Origin of the sequence: Alicyclobacillus herbarius DSM 13609, from assembly GCF_000430585.1 — a bacterium.
GTDB lineage: Bacteria > Bacillota > Bacilli > Alicyclobacillales > Alicyclobacillaceae > Alicyclobacillus_G > Alicyclobacillus_G herbarius.
Genome location: NZ_AUMH01000017.1, coordinates 39,212 through 56,407, shown reverse-complemented (window position 1 = coordinate 56,407; position 17,196 = coordinate 39,212). Strand labels below are relative to the sequence as shown.

Sequence of the window (17,196 nt, the reverse complement as noted above, 5' to 3'; positions counted from 1 at the left end):
ACGAGGGGGTTGATTCAGCGTGCGGGATACCAAACGGTTCCTCGCCATCAGCAGTATTATCGCCTTGTTCATGGCCGTTTTGTTCGCGGCCGCTGGAGAAATCCGCGTCGACGCAGCCGAAAAGCCCAGCGCCATCTATAAGGTGGATACACCGGAAAAAGTGGTGGCGCTCACCTTTGATATTTCCTGGGGCGAAAAGGTGCCCGAACCCGTCCTCGATGTCTTGAAACGAGAAAAGGTCGACAAGGCGACCTTCTTTCTCAGCGGACCCTGGACACAGCGGCACCCGAAGATTGCCAAGCGCATCCACGATATGGGCTACGAGATTGGCAACCACGGGCATCTGCATAAAGACTTCTCCAACTATCCGGACAGTTGGATCCGCCAGCAAGTCGCCTTATCGGAAAAGGCCATCTACCAAGTGACCGGCGTCAAGACGCGCCTGATTCGAACCCCGAACGGGGACTTCAATCCCCGGGTGATTCGCTGTTTGAACAACATGGGCTATACGGTTATCCAGTGGAACACCGACTCCTTGGATTGGAAAAATCCTGGGGTGAAAGCCATCACAGAGCGCGTCCTGAATCGGGCCGTTCCGGGCGACATCATCCTGATGCACGCGAGCGATTCATCGAAACAAATTGTTGAGGCGCTGCCACAGATTATATCCGGGCTGCGCGCGAAAGGCTATCGGTTCGTGACCGTTTCGGAATTGTTGTCACAGGCAAAGGTCGAATCGAAAGTGGAGTAAACAAGCGAGTTTAAGAAGGGCCCCGGCCATATGGCCAGGGGCCTGCCCCGTCAGCGTTCCTCACTCGGAGTCAGGTGGGTCGATGGATAAGTCCGCGGATGTACGGTTTGGGATTGCGTCGGTTCCGTCCGCGACGGCGATCCGCCTGACAACAGCTTGCCAAAGATGAGAATCATATAGAGGTTACAGGCCATCATCACCAGACCGGTTTGATTGACAATGGCCGCATTGGCCTGCGATTTAATCACCAAGAGCCAATCGATAATCGTAAACACGTACAGGTAGAACGCGGTCGGAATAAAACTCCCCGCTCCCGACAGGCGACGTTTCGCGGCGGCGCCTACCAATGCCACCAAAAACGGCCACAAGCCCTGTACGAGGTAGATACTGTACGGCGCGGACGCCCCAGGGTGTGCCAAAGTCTCAAGCCGGTATCGATACCACAGCATATCGAATAAGGCGAGTAGTAAAAACAGCGCTTGCGCCCAGCGCCAGACCCGCCGCGGCAAGCTTATGCGCGCCACAAAGTTCAGCGTCAGGAAGGCCCAAAAACCCATCAGGCTGGTAGTCGCCAGGAACGCGCCCTCCGTCAATCCGCGATACCACGCCACGTGAACCATTCCGGCCGCCGCTGTCGCGAAACCGACCACCGCCCCGACAAGGACTGTGCTGGCCACGAGAAACACGAGCTGATTGAGTCGCATCCACCCGTCCCCCTCCGTCTGATACCATGATACTCCAATGCCCAGATAGGTTCCAATACTCCAACGATTCCTACATGTCTTGATTGGATGTTATCGAATCCACAGTACCTTGCCGAACGCACAGGAGTGTGTCGAACGTCGAATCGAACGTATACTCCGGCCTCACCGTCGACATACTAGCCGCGTGAACCCGTGCGACGCCGGAGGAAGGCAGGGGGTGTGGCGAATGAAGGCGAAAAGGCTGGTGAGTGCACTCGCCATGATCGCGCTCGTTGGAGTCGGATGCGGATCGGAAGGGGGCGCACAAGCCGAGGTATCGGGTGCGGGCGGCGGTGCAGGTGGTGGTGGACAGGACTATGGCACCACCAAACAGATGGTGGTCGACATCCTCAATTCCAAGGAAGGGCGGGAAGCCATCGCCCAGGCCCTGCGGGATCCCCAAACAAAGCAACAGTTGACCGTCTCCGAGTCGGACATTCGTCAGGCGTTAGAGAAGCAGTTACAGTCCAAACAAAGCCAGTCCTTTTTAGCCCAGCAGGCAAAGGACCCGAAGTTTGCGGCTGCCCTAGCCAAGGCGGTGCAGCCAGAACTCGTGTCTGTCAACAAACAGCTGATGAAAGACCCGGAGTATCAGAAGGACATGTTGGTGCTGTTGAAGTCTCCAGACTTCACGAACCACCTTCAGAGCCTCTTTCAAACCCCACAGTTCCGTGGACAAATCATGAAAATCATGACGGACGCCCTGCAGACCCCTAGCTTCCGTATGCAGTTTGAGCAAGCCCTGAAATCGGCGGTGGCCGACCAGATTCAGCAGGCCGGACAGCAACAAGGCGGGCAACAAGGGCAAGGTGGCCAGGGCGGTCAGGGGGGCGGATCGTCCGGTGGAGGAGGTGGCGGTGCTGGCGGCAGCGGCGGCTGACAAAGACCGCCGTTCGCGTCGCGCGATAGATCAAGAGGACCTCGCATGGACGCGGGGTCCTCTTGCTTGGATGTCTATCGACCGATGTGTGACTGCCCCACCAGTGTGTGGGGTCAGTGAGCCACGGCCGGATTGTTGCCGCGCAACCGAATGCGGCGCAAAACCTCGTCGGCGCACGCTTGGAACGCTCGGCCCTGGGGCGTGTCGGGGGCGAACAAGGAAGATTGCTCGTCGGCCAGCGCTGCCATCGGAATCTGCGCCAACACCGGGCTGCGCAGTTCCGCAGCGACGCGGTCACCACCGCCTCGGCCAAACAGATACGCGCGTTCGCCGCATCCGGCGCATTCGTACCAAGCCATGTTCTCCACCACACCGAGGATCTCGTGCTGGGTGCGTATCCCCATTAAGCCTGCCCGAACCGCGACGTCCGCGGCGTCAGTCTGCGGTGTGGTCACAATAATCTCCTTGCTCTTGGGGAGCAGTTGGTGAACGTCTAAGGCGATGTCCCCGGTTCCTGGTGGCAGATCTAGGAGTACCAGTTCGACATCTCCCCAGTGGACCTCTCCAAAGAAGTTGCGCAGCATCTTGCCCAGCATCGGACCGCGCCAGACGACCGGATTGTTCTCTGGAACAAAGAAGTCCATCGAGATGACCTTGACCCCTTCGACTTCAATGGGGATGATGAGGTCGTCGATGACGGTCGGACGTTGTTTCTTGATGCCAAAGATGCTGGGGATGCTAAACCCGTAAATATCGGCGTCAATCACCCCAACCTTCACACCCTGATGAGCCAGAGCCCGGGCCAGATTGGCGGTCACGGTGGACTTACCGACGCCCCCCTTGCCCGAGGCTACGGCGATGAACTCCACGCCGGCGTCCGGCTGCAACAGCGGCGGGACCTTTTGTTCCCGCTGCGGTCCACGCAGCTTGGCGGCAAACTTCGCGCGCTCCTCCTCGCTCATCGTACTCAACCGGACATCGACGCTTTCCACCCCGTCGAGAGCCAACAGCTTCTCGCGCACCGCCTGTTCGATGGTCGTACGGAGCGGACAGCCGCCGATGGTTAAGGCAATCTCCACGGCGACATGTGTTCCCTGGATGGTGATATTGCGCACCATCTCCAACTCGACAATGCTTTTATGAATTTCCGGGTCTTCGACATCCCGGAGCGCTTCGCGAATCTGACGTTCGTCGACCATGGATGTACCCCCTTTATCAGGGAATCTTTCGTCCCTCTTCTTAGTGTACACCATTCGTCTCGGAGGCGTCGAACTCATGGTGGATGCGACCCTCGGCATCCTGCCAGTGGACGATGATTTTCAGGGGCGGCGGCTTCGGGCCTACAAACCACAGCGAGCCCCCCGCAGGCAGCGTATAGGTTGGGTTGGCGAGCGGATCGCAAAAGCGCGGTGGATTCGCAGTGGAGGTGATAGCGAGAAGAACGAGGGGTTCTTCCGACAGGCTGTTGAGGGCGATGTGGTGGAGGGGATGAGGGGATGGGTTCCACAGCCGATAAACGGGCCGGCCGCGCCATACCAGGTGTGTTGGGGCCAGCCGACAGACAGACGGTGGGTGCTCGTCCGCCGTAGCTTCGGCCGGCAGCCGCTGCCATGGGTGGTGGACAAAGATGGACAATCCCATGAGGAGCGCGGCGCCGCCGAGGACAGCCATTATCGAGCCGCGTTTCACCTGTCGGCGTGTCACCCATCATCCCTCCTTATGAGTGCGTGTGCGGACCACCTCGAGCCCGGCGTCACTCCGTCTCTTCCGGAGGATTCTCCTCGAAACCCTCTCCACCAAGGTAGCGGACGATGGACAGGTACAAGGCCAATGCCACACGGTCCTGATACGCGGGCGTTTCCAAGTGTTTCGCTTCGTACGGATTGGACAAAAAGCCTACTTCCGCGAGCGCCGTGGCTCCGTGCACCCGGCGTAGGATGTACAGGGTGTCGTTGGACTTGGGTTCGCGGTCGGTGGGCAGGAGTGTCTCGCGAAACGTGTCCTGCATCACCTTGGCCAACCGCTTCCCGTCTGGGTTGTCACGGTAGTAGAGCGTGGTCGCCCCAGACCACCTTGGCGACGGAACCGCGTCACAGTGAATGATGACGCACACGTCGGGGTCGTGGCGACGGATAAAACGTACACGCTCACGCAAGTCCCCCTGGTGACGCCGTCGTGCTGCCCGGTCCGCATCGGTAGCTAAATCGGTATCGGTGGTTCGGGTCAAGTAGACCGTCGCCCCGGCCCGCTGCAACCAGGCCGCGGTGCGCTTGGCAATCGCCAGGGTAATCGTCTTTTCCAGTACCCCGTCGGCAGAGCAGGCCCCCCCGTCCGGTCCGCCGTGGCCTGCGTCCAACACAATCACTTGGCCGACAAGATTCGGCTCTTGGAAATCAGGCTGTGCGTGGGCTGGAGAAATCCCTATCAGGGCCAAAGTAACAGCGATTCCGCACAGGATACGAACAATCCGCTGTTGCCACCGGCAAAGATGCCATGTCTTCACGCTGGACTCGCCCCCAAGCGGCGCCTTGCGCCCAAGGTCAGTCTCGTCCAATACAGTGTATGCAAGCACGTGAAATTCATGAAAAAAGGGCACCTCATCGGTGCCCTGTAACAAGTTGTCCGGAATGGGTCAGAGCTCTCTAGACACGCATTTTCAACCGTGCCGCACGATTCGTAACGGGGAACATTCCGCAGTCACGAACGCGTGCCGCAAGCGTTTGGCTTTGCAGGCTGTCGCCTTAGCGCTTCGAGAACTGAGGCGCGCGGCGAGCCGCTTTCAGACCGTACTTCTTCCGTTCCTTCATGCGTGCATCTCGGGTCAACAGACCGGCCTTCTTGAGGACCGGGCGCAACTCTGGATTGACCTGTAGCAACGCACGGGCAATGCCATGCCGGACCGCACCAGCCTGGCCAGAGATGCCGCCGCCGTAGACGTTCACATAGACGTCGTAGCGCCCCAAAGTTTCGGTCAACAGGAGTGGCTGCTTGACGATAAGGCGCAGCGTCTCCAACGGAAAGTATTCGTTCATATCACGATGATTAACGATGAACTTACCATCGCCAGGCACCAACCGGACGCGTGCCACGGAGTGCTTGCGCCGACCGGTGCCAAGATACTGGACTTGTGCCATGGGTCAGGGTACCTCCTCCGTCGTTATTTACCCGTGGGCTCCCAGGGAATGGGCTGCTGAGCCTGATGCGGATGATCCGGTCCAACATATAGCTTCAGCTTCGTGAACTGCTTGCGGCCAAGCGAGTTATGCGGCAGCATGCCGCGGACTGCACTCTCCAGGATACGCTCTGGATGGGTGCGCAGCATGTCAATCGCACGCGTTTCCTTGAGACCACCGGGATACCCGGAGTGACGGCGGTACATCTTCTGCTGCCACTTGTCGCCGGTCAGAACAACCTTCTCCACGTTCGTCACAATCACAAAATCGCCCGTATCCACGTGCGGCGTAAACTCTGGCTTATGCTTACCGCGCAAGATCTTCGCAATTTCCGTCGCCAAACGGCCAACGCGCCAGCCGGTCGCGTCAATCACGTACCACTTGCGCTCCACGGCGTTCGGCTTCGCCATGTACGTCGTTCGCATGCGAGTCCCTCCCGACTTGCTTTGCAACCGCCGCGATAGGCAGCGGACTAGCTCATGTTCCACTTTGAAGCGTTTGAAGCGTGTCCATCATCTATAGCGATGGTCAGACAACCGTTCTTCTTTCCACACTGTAACGGGGGGCAGTGGGTAAAAGACACTAAGTTGTAGTCTATGATAATTATCGGTAAACGTCAAGACGGATATTGAACTTGCCATAACGCCAGGCCGTAGGGAGGCGCTGTTTGCCCGGCCAGACGCCTGTCGCGGGCCGCAAGGATACGTGGGATTTGCTCGGGGGAAATCCGCCCGTGCCCGACATCAACCAACGTACCCACGATGATACGTACCATGTATTGCAGGAAGCCATTCCCCCGGCAGTAGATATCGAGGTAGGTGCCCCGCCTCGCAAAGTCGATGGCGTAAACGTTGCGGCGCTTATCCTCCACCGGCGTCGTGGCGGCACAAAAGCTGGTGAAGTCGTGTTCACCGATAAGCGCATCCGCCGCACGGCGCATCGCCGACTCGTCCAGCGAACCCGGTACATGCCACGCGTAGCGGCGTGTAAAAATGTCTTCTTCGTCCGCCCGCTGCAGTGTGTAACGGTAGACCTTCCCGACCGCCGAAAAACGCGCGTGGAACGTTTCTGGCGCCTCCTCTGCCGAAACCACCATCAAGTCTCTGGGCAGCAGGCGGCCCAGAATGAACGGATAGCGTTCTGCAGGTGGTCCATACGGCTGGTCGAAGTGCACGACCTGACCTCGCGCGTGGACGCCCGCGTCCGTTCGTCCAGAACCAAAGACTTCCACGGGTATCCCCAAGACCCGTTGCAGCGCCGCCTCCAGCGTTCCCTGCACCGTCCTTAGGTTTCGCTGCCTGGCGAACCCGTGGAAGTCTGTCCCGTCATATGCGATTACCATGCGAATCTTGGCCATCGGCATCCCCGCCCCCGGCTCATCCGCAGACCGCAAATCCTCCGTTACACCAACTCAATATACACCATCGGTGCAGCGTCGCCGCGGCGCGGTCCGACCTTGATGATGCGTGTGTAACCGCCGTTGCGCTCCGCGAAACGCGGCGCAATCTCATCGAACAGCTTCTGAATCACGTCACGCTTTTCATTCTCTTCGCGCTCACGGCGCACGTAGGCCGCCACCTGACGCCGTGCGTGCAGGTCGCCACGCTTCGCCAGCGTGATCATCTTATCGGCAATCCGGCGAACCTCTTTCGCCTTGGCCTCAGTCGTCTCAATGCGCCCGTACATGAACAAATCGGTGACAAGGCTGCGCAAGAGCGCCTTACGCGCACCGCTGGGCCGACCCAATTTGCGATATCCCACCGTGTTCGCCTCCTCGTACCCGGTATATCGAAGCGCGGGTCAGTCTTCCTGACGCAGACTGAGTCCCATCGCCGCCAATTTCTCAATCACTTCTTCCAACGACTTGCGCCCCAGGTTGCGGACTTTCATCATCTCGTCCTCCGTCTTGGAGCACAATTCACCCACTGTGTTGATGCCCGCCCTCTTCAGACAGTTGTAGGAGCGCACCGATAGGTCGAGTTCCTCTATCGGGACGTCCAGCGACTTGTCGGCCGGTGCATCCTCCGTCTCCACCAGCACATCGGTCTCGTGCTCCCTGTCTGTCAGGCCGACAAACAACGCTAGGTGATCCGTCAGGATTTTTGCCCCGATACTCACTGCCTCTTCCGGTGCCACGCTGCCATCCGTCCAGACTTCGAGGGTGAGTTTATCGTAGTCGGTAACCTGCCCGACACGGGTGTTCTCCACCGTAAAGTTCACGCGCGTAATCGGTGAATAGATGGAGTCAATCGGGATGATGCCGATTTCCTGCTGCTCTCCCTTGTTCCGGTCAGCCGGGACATACCCACGGCCACGACCGGCTCGAAGTTCCGCATACAGGTGAGCCCCGTCCGTCAAGGTGGCAATGTGCAGGTCGGGATTGATAATCTCCACATCGGAGTCCCCGCGGATATCGCCCGCCTTGATTTCACCCGGACCCTCGGCGTCAATCACCAGCCCTTTTTCCTCATCGGAATGTATCTTCAGTGAGAGCCGCTTGAGATTCAGGATGATTTGCGTCGTGTCCTCCACAACGCCGGGAATGGTCGAAAACTCGTGCAGCACCCCTTCAATCTTCACCGACCGCACGGCAGCACCGGGAATCGATGACAACAGGATGCGGCGCAGCGAGTTGCCCAAAGTCGTACCATATCCACGTTCCAACGGTTCTACGACAAACTTGCCGTACGTACCCGTACTCTCCACAACCTCAATATTCGGCTTCTCCATTTCGATCATCCGTAACCCCCCTCGCTTTGCCTGGCAGCCTCACCGTTCCCGGTGCAGCCCATTACCGCGAGTAGTACTCGACAATCATCTGCTCTGCAACTGGCGTATCAATCTCCTCGCGGGCAGGCAGACGCAGCACCTTGCCGGTAAAGTTCGCCAGGTCGCGCTCCAGCCACGGGCTGACCGTCTGGCTCTCAGCCGCTTCCAGGAGTTCCTTGAACCGAGACAGGGAACGGCTCTTTTCGCGGATGGTAATCACGTCGCCAACCTTGGTCAGGTAGGACGGGATGTTCACACGCCGGCCGTTCACTTCAAAATGCCCATGACGGACCAACTGACGCGCCTCCGGACGAGAGGCCGCAAAGCCCAAACGGTACACGACATTGTCCAGCCGGCTCTCCAACGTCTGCAACAGGGTCTCACCCGTAATGCCCTGACGCCGCGCCGCATCCTCATAGTAACGCTCAAACTGCTTCTCCAAAACGCCGTAGAAACGACGCGCCTTCTGCTTCTCACGCAGCTGCAGCCCGTACTCCGACGGGTTGCGGCGGCGACCCTGGCCGTGCTGACCCGGTACGGTCGCGCGGCGGTCAATCGCACACTTCGGTCCGAGGCAGCGCTCACCCTTCAGATACAGCTTGACGCCTTCACGGCGGCACAGCCGACAGACCGGTCCGGTATATCTTGCCATTCTAGTCTTGACACCTCCACTTTCATCTATACCTGTTCTCGCCGTAGCTTCTTGAAATCACATCTCGACATTCCATTCGTCGTCGCGGCGGCCAGTGTCTTATTCAGACGCGGCGGCGCTTCGGCGGCCGGCAACCATTGTGCGGAATCGGCGTCACGTCGCGAATCCCCGTGACCTCCAGCCCCGCCGCCTGCAGCGAACGGATGGCCGCTTCACGCCCGGCGCCCGGACCCTTCACCGCAACCTCCACCTGCTTCATGCCGTGCTCCATCGCCGTACGAGCAGCCGCCTCAGCCGCCATCTGCGCAGCAAACGGGGTGCTCTTGCGCGAGCCCTTGAAGCCGACATTGCCTGCGGAAGACCACGAAATGACGTTCCCGCTCTGGTCCGTAATGGAGACAATCGTATTGTTAAAGGTCGACTTGATGTGGGCGACCCCAAATTCCACGTTTTTGCGATCACGCCGCTTCGTGCGCACAGCGCCTGTGGTGCGTCGCTGGTTTCCTCTCGGCATCGTACTACCCCCTTAACCGGATTACTTCTTCTTACCCGCCACCGTGCGGCGAGGGCCCTTGCGCGTGCGCGCATTGGTCTTCGTCCGCTGACCGCGCACCGGGAGCCCCCTGCGGTGCCGCATGCCGCGGTACGATCCGATTTCAATCAACCGCTTGATGTTCAAAGCCACCTCACGCCGGAGGTCACCTTCTACCTTGTAGTTGCGGTCAATCGTTTCGCGCAGACGGACGACCTCGTCCTCCGTCAGGTCGCGCACCCGCGTATCCGGGTTGATGCCAGTCTCCTGGAGAATCTTGTTCGCCGTTGTACGGCCAATGCCGTAAATATAGGTCAAACCGATCTCCACTCGTTTGTCGCGAGGCAAGTCCACGCCTGCAATACGAGCCATTCGGGTTTCCACCTCCAACTTATGTGCTGCGTAAATCTATACATCAACACGATGACAGCCCCAAGCGGGCGTACTCGCCCCCTTAGGCAGCCGCGCTGCAATCGTGATTGCGCCTCATCGTTGTGCCGGAAGAGCCGTACGCCCCGAAACGGGCGCGCGATATCGGGCCGCGCGAAATGCGCCGCCCAGGTCGACTCATCCCTGGCGCTGTTTGTGTTTCGGGTTTTCGCAGATCACCATGACGGTGCCCTTACGCCGAATCACCTTGCACTTCTCGCAAATCGGCTTGACCGATGGGCGAACCTTCACCTTGATCCCTCCTCACATCTCGGATTCGGCAGGACCACCGCTCCGAGAATGTCGTGAATTCCGGGAGGGCGGTGGTGGACATACGTCCAATCCCAACCTCCCTATGATACCGGAAATCCCGCAAAATCTCCAGCATCAGTTACTTGTACCGGTAGGTAATTCTGCCACGCGTCAGGTCGTAGGGCGAGAGTTCGACGGTCACACGGTCACCGGGCAAAATCTTGATGTAATGCATGCGAATCTTCCCCGAGACGTGGGCGAGAATCTTGTGCCCATTCTCCAATTCAACCCGAAACATGGCGTTCGGCAGCGGTTCAATCACAGTGCCTTCCACTTCAATGACGTCATCCTTCGCCATCTCCTGCGCCCCCTTTCGGATCTCCATCAAGTGTCAGCAACTCGGGCAACGCCACACGTAAGGCATGGCGCAGCTGGGCGTTGGTCACGCGCCCCTCGGTTTGTAGCGCGACTCGGATCTCCTCCGCCAGAAACGACGTTCGTCGAACATGCGCGACATTTTTCTTTTTGGGTTTGTCCGCTTTGCGCAAGCGTCCGTCGGCGACAAGGATAAAACGGTCACCGCCATAGCCAATGACCACGGCAAACAACCCACGGTCCCTGCCGTGCGTGACTTCCACAATGCGGCCTAGTTCAGGCAACTCCGGCTGCCTCAATGTCGTCTCTCACCTCAAGCACCGAGTTCGGCCAAGACCTTCTTCACCTCGGCATACACATCATCAATCGGGCGTTGCCCGTCCACCTGCCGCAGCAGTCCCCGCTTCCGATAATATTCGACCAGGGGCGCCGTGTGCGCGTACTGCTGCAAGCGGGTCTTCACGGCTTCCTCGGTGTCGTCGCTGCGTTGATACAACTCGCCTCCACAGCGGTCGCAAATGCCCTCCTGGCGAGGTGGTTGAAACACCACGTGATACGTCGCCCCGCATGCGCGGCAGATGCGACGTCCAGTCATCCTGGACAACAGGACCTCTTGCGGCACGTGGATGTACAACGCGGCACTCAGGTCACGGCCAATCTCCGTCAACATCGCATCGAGCGCCTCTGCCTGCGGCAGGGTCCGTGGAAAACCGTCCAAGAGGAATCCCTGCTCCGCGTCCGGCTGGCGCAATCGTTCACGCACCACTTCTATCGTCACGTCGTCCGGCACCAACTTGCCACTATCCAGGTACCCTTTGACCTTTTGGCCAAGGGGCGTCCCCATCGCGGCCGCTGCCCGGAACATATCACCGGTCGAGATGTGCACCAAGCCATAATCCTCGCGAATGCGGGCCGCCTGGGTGCCCTTGCCGGCCCCGGGCATACCTAGTAAGACGATTTGCATCCCGTCTCTCCCCCCAGAATTGATCAACGGATGAACCCGCGATAGTGGCGTTGCAACAGCTGCCCTTCCAGCTGCTGCAGCGTCTGGAGCGCGACACCCACGATAATCAACAGTGAGGTGCCTCCGAAGTAAACCGACGTCAAGCCTGCCCCTGACAAGAGCAGGAACGGTAGAACCGAAATGCCCCCCAAAAAGACGGATCCGAAAACCGTAATCCGGTTGACCACGCGCACGATGTACAACTCCGTCTCGTCCCCAGGCCGGACACCGGGAATGTACCCCGCGTGCTTTTGCAACTGCTCCGCCAGCTGCTGCGGGTTAATCTGCACGTGCGTGTAGAAGAACGTAAACAGGATGATGAATACGACCTCCGCCGCGATAAACCATCCTGAGTTCGGATACAGGTAGCGCATAATCCATTGTGCCCAGGCGTGCTTCTGGAAGAACGAGGCCGCCATATACGGCAGCATGAGCAACGAACTGGCGAAAATCACCGGAATCACACCCGCCGCGTTGACCTTAAGCGGGATGTGCGTCTGCTGACCGCTGTAGATGGTGCGGCCGACCACACGCTTGGCATACTGGACCGGAATCTTGCGCTCGGCCTGCTGCACAAATACAATCAACCCGAAAATCAGCACCACACCGGCAACCAAAAGCAAGACCTTGAGTCCGTTCATAAACCAGTCGCCAGGGTTGGGAACGAACCACTTGGTGTACACCTCTTGGCCGAGCTGACCAAGGCGCGCAATGATGCTGACGAAAATGATGATGGAGATGCCGTTGCCAATCCCCTTTTCGGTGATCATCTCACCGAACCACATCAGTAGGGTATCACCGGCGGTCAGCGCAATGACAATGACGATATACCACCACCAGGTATCCTCGTAAAGCAGGCCTCCCCTGTGGAATGAGAATGTGAGCCCTGCAGCCTGCACCAGCCCCAGTGCCACGGTCAGATAACGCGTCACCTGCGTGAGCCTACGCCGGCCCGCTTCTCCTTCCTTGCTCCACTCCTCAAACCGCCGAATCACACCGGTCTGCAGCAACTGCACGATGATGGACGCCGTAATGTACGGCGTCACGCTCATCGCAAAGATCGAGAAGCGGTAAAACGCACCGCCCGAGAACATGTTCAACAGGTCGAACAGCGGGTTTTGATTGCTGGGGTTGTTCAAGAGGGCGGTGTTCATGTCCGGCACCGGAATATACGTGCCAATGCGATACACCGCAATCATGAACAACGTAAATAAGATTCGCCGCCGCAGGTGCTTGAGCTTCCACAGGTTTAGGAAGGTCTGCAATTTAGATCACCTCAGCGGTGCCGCCTGCCGCTTCAATCTTCGCCTTGGCAGCAGCCGAATATGCGTGCGCCCGAACGGTCAACTTTACCGTCAAGTCGCCACCCGCCAGAACCTTCACCCCGTCCTTGAGGTCGCGAACAATCCGCTGTTCCTTCAGGAACTCGGGGGTTACCACCGTACCTTCTGGTAGCTCGCTGAGCTGCGACAGATTCACCACCGCATACTCTTTGCGGAAGCGCGCATTGGTAAAGCCGCGCTTTGGCAGTCGACGGAACAAAGGCGTCTGACCGCCTTCAAACCCTGGCCGTACGCCGCCGCCCGAGCGGGCCCATTGGCCCTTCTGACCGCGGGTCGAGGTTTTGCCCATCCCCGAGCTGCTCCCCCGGCCCACACGCTTGCGGCTGTGGCGCGCACCTTCATTGCCCTTCAATTCATGCAGCTGCATTCCATCCACCCCCTCGCTCAGTTCGATTCGACAACTTGCACTTCGACCAAGTGCACGACCTTGTTAATCATGCCGCGAATGGTCGGGCTGTCGTCATGGACCACGGTCTCGTTCAACTTGTGCAAGCCCAACGCCTTCACCGTGCGCCGCTGCGGCTCGGGCCGACCAATGGGACTGCGCTTGAGGGTAATCGCCAATTTATTCGCCATCGGTAACCCTCCCTTATCCCAGGATTTCCTCAATGCTCTTGCCGCGCAGGCGAGCCACCTCTTCCGCACGCTTGAGCTGCTTCAGGCCGTCCAGCGTCGCGTGAACCATGTTAATCGGGTTCCGCGAACCCAGCGACTTGGTGACGATGTCCTTAATCCCCGCCAATTCGAGCACCGCACGCGCCGGGCCACCCGCAATCACACCACTACCTTCCGGCGCCGGCTTGATGAGCACCCGAGCAGCACCAAAGTGACCAATCGCCTCATGCGGAATCGTGGTGCCCTTCATCGGCACTTGAATCAGGTTCTTCTTCGCGTCTTCAACCGCTTTGCGGATGGCCTCCGGAACCTCAGAGGCCTTGCCCAGACCCGCGCCGACGTGGCCGTTCCCGTCGCCGACGACCATCAGGGCCGAGAACGAGAAGCGGCGGCCACCCTTGACGACCTTCGACACGCGGTTGACAGTCACCAGCTTCTCGGACAGCTCCAGCTGATTCGGATCGATACGCACAACGACACCTTCCTCTCGTTTAGAATTTCAAACCGGCTGCACGCGCCGCTTCCGCCAACGCCTGCACACGCCCATGGTACAAGTATCCGCCGCGGTCAAACACGACCGTCTCAATGCCCTTTTCCAAAGCCCGCTTGGCTACAAGGGTGCCGACCTTTTCGGCCGCCTCCACGTTGCCTCCGTTGCTCACCTGTTCGCGCAGCTCCGGATCGAGCGTCGAGGCGCTGACGAGGGTGTGCCCGGCCACATCATCGATGACCTGGGCGTAGATGTGCTTATTGGAACGGTACACGTTCAAACGAGGACGCTCCGGCGTGCCCGAAACGCGTTTGCGCACCCGCAGGTGCCGCCGTTTGCGCGCCAGATTGCGGTCTTCCTTGCTAATCATACATGCCCCTCCTTCCTCAGCCCGTCCGCTTACTTCTTACCAGTCTTACCGACTTTGCGGCGAATGACTTCATTTTCGTACTTGATGCCTTTGCCTTTATACGGCTCCGGTTTACGGATGCTCCGCACCTTTGCGGCATACTCGCCGACCAGTTCCTTGTCAATGCCGCGAATCACGAGCTTGTTCGCCGCCGGAACCTCAATCTCGATGCCCTCGACCGGATCGAGCTCCACCGGATGCGAGAAACCGAGGGACAAGGTCACCTTGTTGCCGCTTTTTGCCGCACGGTAGCCCACGCCGACCAACTCCAGGCTCTTCGAGTAGCCGTTGGTCACGCCCTCGACCATGTTCGCCAGGACGCTGCGGGTGGTGCCGTGCAGACTGCGGTGCAACTTGTTGTCGCTCGGCCGTTCAACGACAATCTGCCCGTTTTCCACGACCACTTTCATGTCCGGGTGGACCCGCCGCGTCAGGGTTCCTTTCGGGCCCTTCACCACGACCTCCTGGCCTTGGCAGGAGACCTCGACGCCAGCAGGGATTTGAATCGGTTTGCGGCCAATTCGGGACATGTTTGCACCTCCGTTCTGCAGTTTACCAGATGTAACAGATAACCTCGCCGCCGACACCCAGTTTGCGGGCCTCTTTGTCCGTCAGAACGCCCTTGGACGTCGACAAGATGGCAATACCCAGTCCGCCGAGAACCCGGGGAATCTCATCCCGAGACGCATACACGCGCCGCCCCGGTTTCGAGATCCGCTTCAGGCCCGTAATCACCCGCTCCTGGTTGCGTCCGTACTTCAGGAACAGGCGAATGATGCCCTGCTTGTCGTCCGGAATGAACTCCGCGTCACGAATGTACCCTTCGCGCTTCAGGATCTCCGCCAAGGCACGCTTCAGGTTGGAACCCGGCACCTCGACCTTGTCGTGTCCAACCGCGTTCGCGTTGCGGATGCGCGTTAGCATATCTGCAATTGGGTCCGTCATCACCATCGTGGAATTACCTCCTTCCTCTTACCAGCTCGCCTTTTTCACACCCGGCAACTGACCCTTGTAGGCCAGATTGCGGAAGCAAATGCGGCAGATGCCAAACTTGCGCAGCACCGAGTGGGGCCGACCGCAGATACGGCAGCGCGTATACGCGCGCGTGCTAAACTTTGGCTTCCGCTGGGCCTTGGCAATCATCGACTTCTTTGCCACGTCATCAATCCTCCCAAGTTCAGTTTGACTCAGGAACGTCGGAACGGCATTCCCATCGCCGTCAACAGAGCACGCGCCTCTTCGTCCGTCGGCGCCGTGGTCACAATCACAACTTCCAGGCCACGCACCTTATCGACCTTATCGTAGTCGATTTCCGGGAAGATGAGCTGCTCGCGCAACCCCAGGGTATAGTTGCCGCGACCGTCAAACGCCCGCGGCGAAACACCGCGGAAGTCGCGCACACGGGGGAGCGCGATGTTCATCAATTTATCGAGAAAGTGGTACATCCGCTCGCCGCGCAGCGTCACTTTGGCGCCAATCGGCATGCCGGTGCGGATACGGAACTGGGCAATCGACTTTTTCGCCCGGGTGACGACCGGCTTCTGGCCGGTGATGCGGGTAAGGTCGTCGACCGCCGCGTCAATCACCTTCGGGTTCTGCACGGCTTCGCCCAATCCCATGTTGACCACGACTTTTTCAATCCGTGGAACTTGCATGATGGACTTGTAGTTGAACTGCTTCATCAACTCGCCAACCACGTGATTCTTGTAATGCTCCTGCAAACGGGCCACTTCGGTCCCTCCTTTCACCTGGCTACTCAGTCAATCACTTCGCCAGACTTTTTCGCGTAACGCACCTTGCGCCCGTCTTCCAACACCTTGTAACCAATGCGCGTTGGCGCGCCGGTCTTCGGATCGACATGCATCACGTTGGAGACGTGGATAGGCGCCTCCTTCTCGATGATGCCGCCCTCAGGGTACTTGAAGTTCGGCTTCGTGTGGCGCTTGACGATGTTCACGCCTTCGACCAGCACGCGCTGTTGCTTCGGAAACACCTTCAGCACTTTGCCTGTCTTCGACTTGTCCTTGCCGGCGATGACGACCACTTTGTCGCCGGTCTTGACGTGCAGCTTCGGCATACGGACACCCCCAATCGTGCGCCCCTGGCTCACAGCACTTCCGGCGCCAGGGAGATGATTTTCATGAAATCGCGATCGCGCAGTTCACGCGCCACTGGACCAAAGATACGCGTTCCGCGCGGGCTCTTGTCCTCACGGATAATCACCGCGGCGTTCTCGTCAAAGCGGATGTACGATCCGTCCGGGCGCCGCAACCCGCGCTTGCTGCGCACAATAACCGCCTTGACCACGTCGCCCTTTTTGACAACGCCACCGGGTGTTGCACTCTTCACGGACGCGACAATCACGTCGCCGATGTTTGCCGTCTTGCGGTTGGAACCACCCAGCACGCGGAAGCACATAATCTCCTTCGCACCGGTGTTGTCCGCCACGACCAGTCGGGTCTGTGGTTGAATCATCGTCAGACCTCCTCCCTCTGCCCGCTAGCTTCAGATGATAACAGCCTTCTCCACGATTTCGACCAGGCGCCACCGCTTCTCCTTCGAAAGCGGACGGGTCTCCATGATGCGCACCACGTCGCCTACCTTGGCCTCATTGTTCTCGTCGTGCGCTTTGAACTTCTTCGTACGACGCACGGTCTTGCCGTACAACGGGTGCATCACGCGCTCCTCGACGGCTACGACAATCGTCTTGTCCATCTTGTCGCTGACGACCTTACCGACGCGCACCTTGCGAAAGTTCCGCTCCACTGGACATCCCCCTT

The 17,196-nt window shown here is 59.0% G+C and carries 30 protein-coding genes; 2 read left to right on the top strand and 28 right to left on the bottom strand.

Annotated features, from left to right (window positions below; translation table 11 throughout):
* Positions 1-70: 70 nt before the first annotated feature.
* Positions 71-751 (top strand): polysaccharide deacetylase family sporulation protein PdaB, encoded by a 681-nt coding sequence (gene pdaB, locus H522_RS0112375; RefSeq protein WP_081412111.1) that lies wholly within the window; start codon positions 71-73, stop codon positions 749-751.
* A gap of 50 nt (positions 752-801) precedes the next feature.
* Here pdaB and H522_RS0112370 read toward each other — a convergent pair whose 3' ends face one another.
* Positions 802-1,455: a KinB-signaling pathway activation protein gene (locus H522_RS0112370; protein ID WP_026962565.1), complete on the bottom strand. Its 654-nt coding sequence runs from the start codon at positions 1,453-1,455 to the stop codon at positions 802-804.
* A 226-nt stretch (positions 1,456-1,681) separates the two neighbouring features.
* Between H522_RS0112370 and gerD the strand changes: the two genes are divergently transcribed.
* Positions 1,682-2,374, top strand: coding sequence for a spore germination lipoprotein GerD (gene gerD / locus H522_RS19190; protein WP_051344226.1), 693 nt, complete (start codon positions 1,682-1,684; stop codon positions 2,372-2,374).
* Between the two features lie 113 nt (positions 2,375-2,487).
* Here gerD and H522_RS19185 read toward each other — a convergent pair whose 3' ends face one another.
* The 27 genes from H522_RS19185 to rpsQ form a co-directional block, all read right to left on the bottom strand.
* Positions 2,488-3,573 carry an Mrp/NBP35 family ATP-binding protein gene (locus tag H522_RS19185; RefSeq protein ID WP_035453771.1) on the bottom strand — a complete coding sequence of 362 codons (1,086 nt, stop codon included), beginning with the start codon at positions 3,571-3,573 and terminating at the stop codon, positions 2,488-2,490.
* 40 nt (positions 3,574-3,613) lie between these two features.
* Positions 3,614-4,078: a hypothetical protein gene (locus tag H522_RS20630; RefSeq protein WP_051344225.1), complete on the bottom strand. Its 465-nt coding sequence runs from the start codon at positions 4,076-4,078 to the stop codon at positions 3,614-3,616.
* A 49-nt stretch (positions 4,079-4,127) separates the two neighbouring features.
* Positions 4,128-4,877, bottom strand: a complete 750-nt coding sequence (locus H522_RS0112350; RefSeq protein WP_026962564.1) for an N-acetylmuramoyl-L-alanine amidase — start codon at positions 4,875-4,877, stop codon at positions 4,128-4,130.
* Positions 4,878-5,115: 238 nt separating this feature from the next.
* Positions 5,116-5,508, bottom strand: a complete 393-nt coding sequence (gene rpsI, locus H522_RS0112345) for a 30S ribosomal protein S9 (protein WP_026962563.1) — start codon at positions 5,506-5,508, stop codon at positions 5,116-5,118.
* 23 nt (positions 5,509-5,531) lie between these two features.
* Positions 5,532-5,972 carry a 50S ribosomal protein L13 gene (rplM, locus tag H522_RS0112340; protein ID WP_026962562.1) on the bottom strand — a complete coding sequence of 147 codons (441 nt, stop codon included), beginning with the start codon at positions 5,970-5,972 and terminating at the stop codon, positions 5,532-5,534.
* A 191-nt stretch (positions 5,973-6,163) separates the two neighbouring features.
* On the bottom strand, positions 6,164-6,904 hold the full coding sequence (gene truA / locus H522_RS0112335) for a tRNA pseudouridine(38-40) synthase TruA (protein ID WP_026962561.1): 741 nt from the start codon (positions 6,902-6,904) through the stop codon (positions 6,164-6,166).
* Positions 6,905-6,948: 44 nt separating this feature from the next.
* A complete protein-coding gene (gene rplQ / locus H522_RS0112330; protein WP_026962560.1) occupies positions 6,949-7,308 on the bottom strand; it encodes a 50S ribosomal protein L17 in 360 nt (119 codons plus the stop codon).
* A 39-nt stretch (positions 7,309-7,347) separates the two neighbouring features.
* Positions 7,348-8,286: a DNA-directed RNA polymerase subunit alpha gene (locus tag H522_RS0112325; protein ID WP_026962559.1), complete on the bottom strand. Its 939-nt coding sequence runs from the start codon at positions 8,284-8,286 to the stop codon at positions 7,348-7,350.
* Positions 8,287-8,338: 52 nt separating this feature from the next.
* Positions 8,339-8,968, bottom strand: coding sequence for a 30S ribosomal protein S4 (gene rpsD / locus H522_RS0112320; protein ID WP_026962558.1), 630 nt, complete (start codon positions 8,966-8,968; stop codon positions 8,339-8,341).
* A gap of 103 nt (positions 8,969-9,071) precedes the next feature.
* A complete protein-coding gene (gene rpsK, locus H522_RS0112315) occupies positions 9,072-9,482 on the bottom strand; it encodes a 30S ribosomal protein S11 (RefSeq protein ID WP_035453768.1) in 411 nt (136 codons plus the stop codon).
* A gap of 21 nt (positions 9,483-9,503) precedes the next feature.
* On the bottom strand, positions 9,504-9,872 hold the full coding sequence (gene rpsM / locus H522_RS0112310) for a 30S ribosomal protein S13 (RefSeq protein WP_026962556.1): 369 nt from the start codon (positions 9,870-9,872) through the stop codon (positions 9,504-9,506).
* A 195-nt stretch (positions 9,873-10,067) separates the two neighbouring features.
* On the bottom strand, positions 10,068-10,181 hold the full coding sequence (gene rpmJ / locus H522_RS0112305) for a 50S ribosomal protein L36 (protein ID WP_007505902.1): 114 nt from the start codon (positions 10,179-10,181) through the stop codon (positions 10,068-10,070).
* A 139-nt stretch (positions 10,182-10,320) separates the two neighbouring features.
* Positions 10,321-10,539: a translation initiation factor IF-1 gene (gene infA, locus H522_RS0112300; protein ID WP_026962555.1), complete on the bottom strand. Its 219-nt coding sequence runs from the start codon at positions 10,537-10,539 to the stop codon at positions 10,321-10,323.
* Entirely contained in the window at positions 10,526-10,855 is a 330-nt protein-coding gene (locus tag H522_RS0112295) for a KOW domain-containing RNA-binding protein (RefSeq protein ID WP_026962554.1), read from the bottom strand. The genes infA and H522_RS0112295 overlap by 14 nt, the downstream gene beginning before the upstream one ends.
* Before the next feature lie 14 nt (positions 10,856-10,869).
* Positions 10,870-11,520, bottom strand: a complete 651-nt coding sequence (locus tag H522_RS0112290; protein WP_026962553.1) for an adenylate kinase — start codon at positions 11,518-11,520, stop codon at positions 10,870-10,872.
* A gap of 23 nt (positions 11,521-11,543) precedes the next feature.
* Positions 11,544-12,824: a preprotein translocase subunit SecY gene (gene secY, locus H522_RS0112285; RefSeq protein WP_026962552.1), complete on the bottom strand. Its 1,281-nt coding sequence runs from the start codon at positions 12,822-12,824 to the stop codon at positions 11,544-11,546.
* Between the two features lies 1 nt (position 12,825).
* Complete coding sequence (gene rplO, locus H522_RS0112280; protein WP_026962551.1) at positions 12,826-13,269, bottom strand: 50S ribosomal protein L15; 444 nt, start codon at positions 13,267-13,269, stop codon at positions 12,826-12,828.
* 17 nt (positions 13,270-13,286) lie between these two features.
* Positions 13,287-13,478, bottom strand: coding sequence for a 50S ribosomal protein L30 (rpmD, locus tag H522_RS0112275; RefSeq protein ID WP_026962550.1), 192 nt, complete (start codon positions 13,476-13,478; stop codon positions 13,287-13,289).
* Positions 13,479-13,491: 13 nt separating this feature from the next.
* Positions 13,492-13,989 carry a 30S ribosomal protein S5 gene (rpsE, locus tag H522_RS0112270; protein ID WP_026962549.1) on the bottom strand — a complete coding sequence of 166 codons (498 nt, stop codon included), beginning with the start codon at positions 13,987-13,989 and terminating at the stop codon, positions 13,492-13,494.
* A gap of 19 nt (positions 13,990-14,008) precedes the next feature.
* Positions 14,009-14,377: a 50S ribosomal protein L18 gene (rplR, locus tag H522_RS0112265; RefSeq protein WP_026962548.1), complete on the bottom strand. Its 369-nt coding sequence runs from the start codon at positions 14,375-14,377 to the stop codon at positions 14,009-14,011.
* 29 nt (positions 14,378-14,406) lie between these two features.
* Positions 14,407-14,946: a 50S ribosomal protein L6 gene (rplF, locus tag H522_RS0112260; RefSeq protein WP_026962547.1), complete on the bottom strand. Its 540-nt coding sequence runs from the start codon at positions 14,944-14,946 to the stop codon at positions 14,407-14,409.
* Positions 14,947-14,968: 22 nt separating this feature from the next.
* Complete coding sequence (gene rpsH, locus H522_RS0112255) at positions 14,969-15,367, bottom strand: 30S ribosomal protein S8 (RefSeq protein WP_026962546.1); 399 nt, start codon at positions 15,365-15,367, stop codon at positions 14,969-14,971.
* Positions 15,368-15,388: 21 nt separating this feature from the next.
* Positions 15,389-15,574: a type Z 30S ribosomal protein S14 gene (locus H522_RS0112250; protein ID WP_026962545.1), complete on the bottom strand. Its 186-nt coding sequence runs from the start codon at positions 15,572-15,574 to the stop codon at positions 15,389-15,391.
* Between the two features lie 29 nt (positions 15,575-15,603).
* Positions 15,604-16,146: a 50S ribosomal protein L5 gene (gene rplE / locus H522_RS0112245; RefSeq protein WP_026962544.1), complete on the bottom strand. Its 543-nt coding sequence runs from the start codon at positions 16,144-16,146 to the stop codon at positions 15,604-15,606.
* Positions 16,147-16,172: 26 nt separating this feature from the next.
* Positions 16,173-16,493, bottom strand: a complete 321-nt coding sequence (gene rplX / locus H522_RS0112240; protein WP_081412104.1) for a 50S ribosomal protein L24 — start codon at positions 16,491-16,493, stop codon at positions 16,173-16,175.
* 29 nt (positions 16,494-16,522) lie between these two features.
* Entirely contained in the window at positions 16,523-16,891 is a 369-nt protein-coding gene (rplN, locus tag H522_RS0112235; protein ID WP_026962542.1) for a 50S ribosomal protein L14, read from the bottom strand.
* 30 nt (positions 16,892-16,921) lie between these two features.
* A complete protein-coding gene (rpsQ, locus tag H522_RS0112230; RefSeq protein ID WP_026962541.1) occupies positions 16,922-17,182 on the bottom strand; it encodes a 30S ribosomal protein S17 in 261 nt (86 codons plus the stop codon).
* Between the last annotated feature and the right edge of the window lie 14 nt (positions 17,183-17,196).

Bases quoted from the DNA above. Each gene is read 5' to 3' on its own strand.
- pdaB (WP_081412111.1), top strand. From the start codon at position 71: ATGGCCGTTTTGTTCGCGGCCGCTGGAGAAATCCGCGTCGACGCAGCC.
- H522_RS0112370 (WP_026962565.1), bottom strand. From the start codon at position 1,455: ATGCGACTCAATCAGCTCGTGTTTCTCGTGGCCAGCACAGTCCTTGTC.
- gerD (WP_051344226.1), top strand. From the start codon at position 1,682: ATGAAGGCGAAAAGGCTGGTGAGTGCACTCGCCATGATCGCGCTCGTT.
- H522_RS19185 (WP_035453771.1), bottom strand. From the start codon at position 3,573: ATGGTCGACGAACGTCAGATTCGCGAAGCGCTCCGGGATGTCGAAGAC.
- rpsI (WP_026962563.1), bottom strand. From the start codon at position 5,508: ATGGCACAAGTCCAGTATCTTGGCACCGGTCGGCGCAAGCACTCCGTG.
- rplM (WP_026962562.1), bottom strand. From the start codon at position 5,972: ATGCGAACGACGTACATGGCGAAGCCGAACGCCGTGGAGCGCAAGTGG.
- truA (WP_026962561.1), bottom strand. From the start codon at position 6,904: ATGGCCAAGATTCGCATGGTAATCGCATATGACGGGACAGACTTCCAC.
- H522_RS0112325 (WP_026962559.1), bottom strand. From the start codon at position 8,286: ATGATCGAAATGGAGAAGCCGAATATTGAGGTTGTGGAGAGTACGGGT.
- rpsD (WP_026962558.1), bottom strand. From the start codon at position 8,968: ATGGCAAGATATACCGGACCGGTCTGTCGGCTGTGCCGCCGTGAAGGC.
- rpsK (WP_035453768.1), bottom strand. From the start codon at position 9,482: ATGCCGAGAGGAAACCAGCGACGCACCACAGGCGCTGTGCGCACGAAG.
- rpsM (WP_026962556.1), bottom strand. From the start codon at position 9,872: ATGGCTCGTATTGCAGGCGTGGACTTGCCTCGCGACAAACGAGTGGAG.
- infA (WP_026962555.1), bottom strand. From the start codon at position 10,539: ATGGCGAAGGATGACGTCATTGAAGTGGAAGGCACTGTGATTGAACCG.
- H522_RS0112290 (WP_026962553.1), bottom strand. From the start codon at position 11,520: ATGCAAATCGTCTTACTAGGTATGCCCGGGGCCGGCAAGGGCACCCAG.
- rplO (WP_026962551.1), bottom strand. From the start codon at position 13,269: ATGCAGCTGCATGAATTGAAGGGCAATGAAGGTGCGCGCCACAGCCGC.
- rpmD (WP_026962550.1), bottom strand. From the start codon at position 13,478: ATGGCGAATAAATTGGCGATTACCCTCAAGCGCAGTCCCATTGGTCGG.
- rplR (WP_026962548.1), bottom strand. From the start codon at position 14,377: ATGATTAGCAAGGAAGACCGCAATCTGGCGCGCAAACGGCGGCACCTG.
- rplF (WP_026962547.1), bottom strand. From the start codon at position 14,946: ATGTCCCGAATTGGCCGCAAACCGATTCAAATCCCTGCTGGCGTCGAG.
- rpsH (WP_026962546.1), bottom strand. From the start codon at position 15,367: ATGGTGATGACGGACCCAATTGCAGATATGCTAACGCGCATCCGCAAC.
- rplX (WP_081412104.1), bottom strand. From the start codon at position 16,493: ATGCCGAAGCTGCACGTCAAGACCGGCGACAAAGTGGTCGTCATCGCC.
- rplN (WP_026962542.1), bottom strand. From the start codon at position 16,891: ATGATTCAACCACAGACCCGACTGGTCGTGGCGGACAACACCGGTGCG.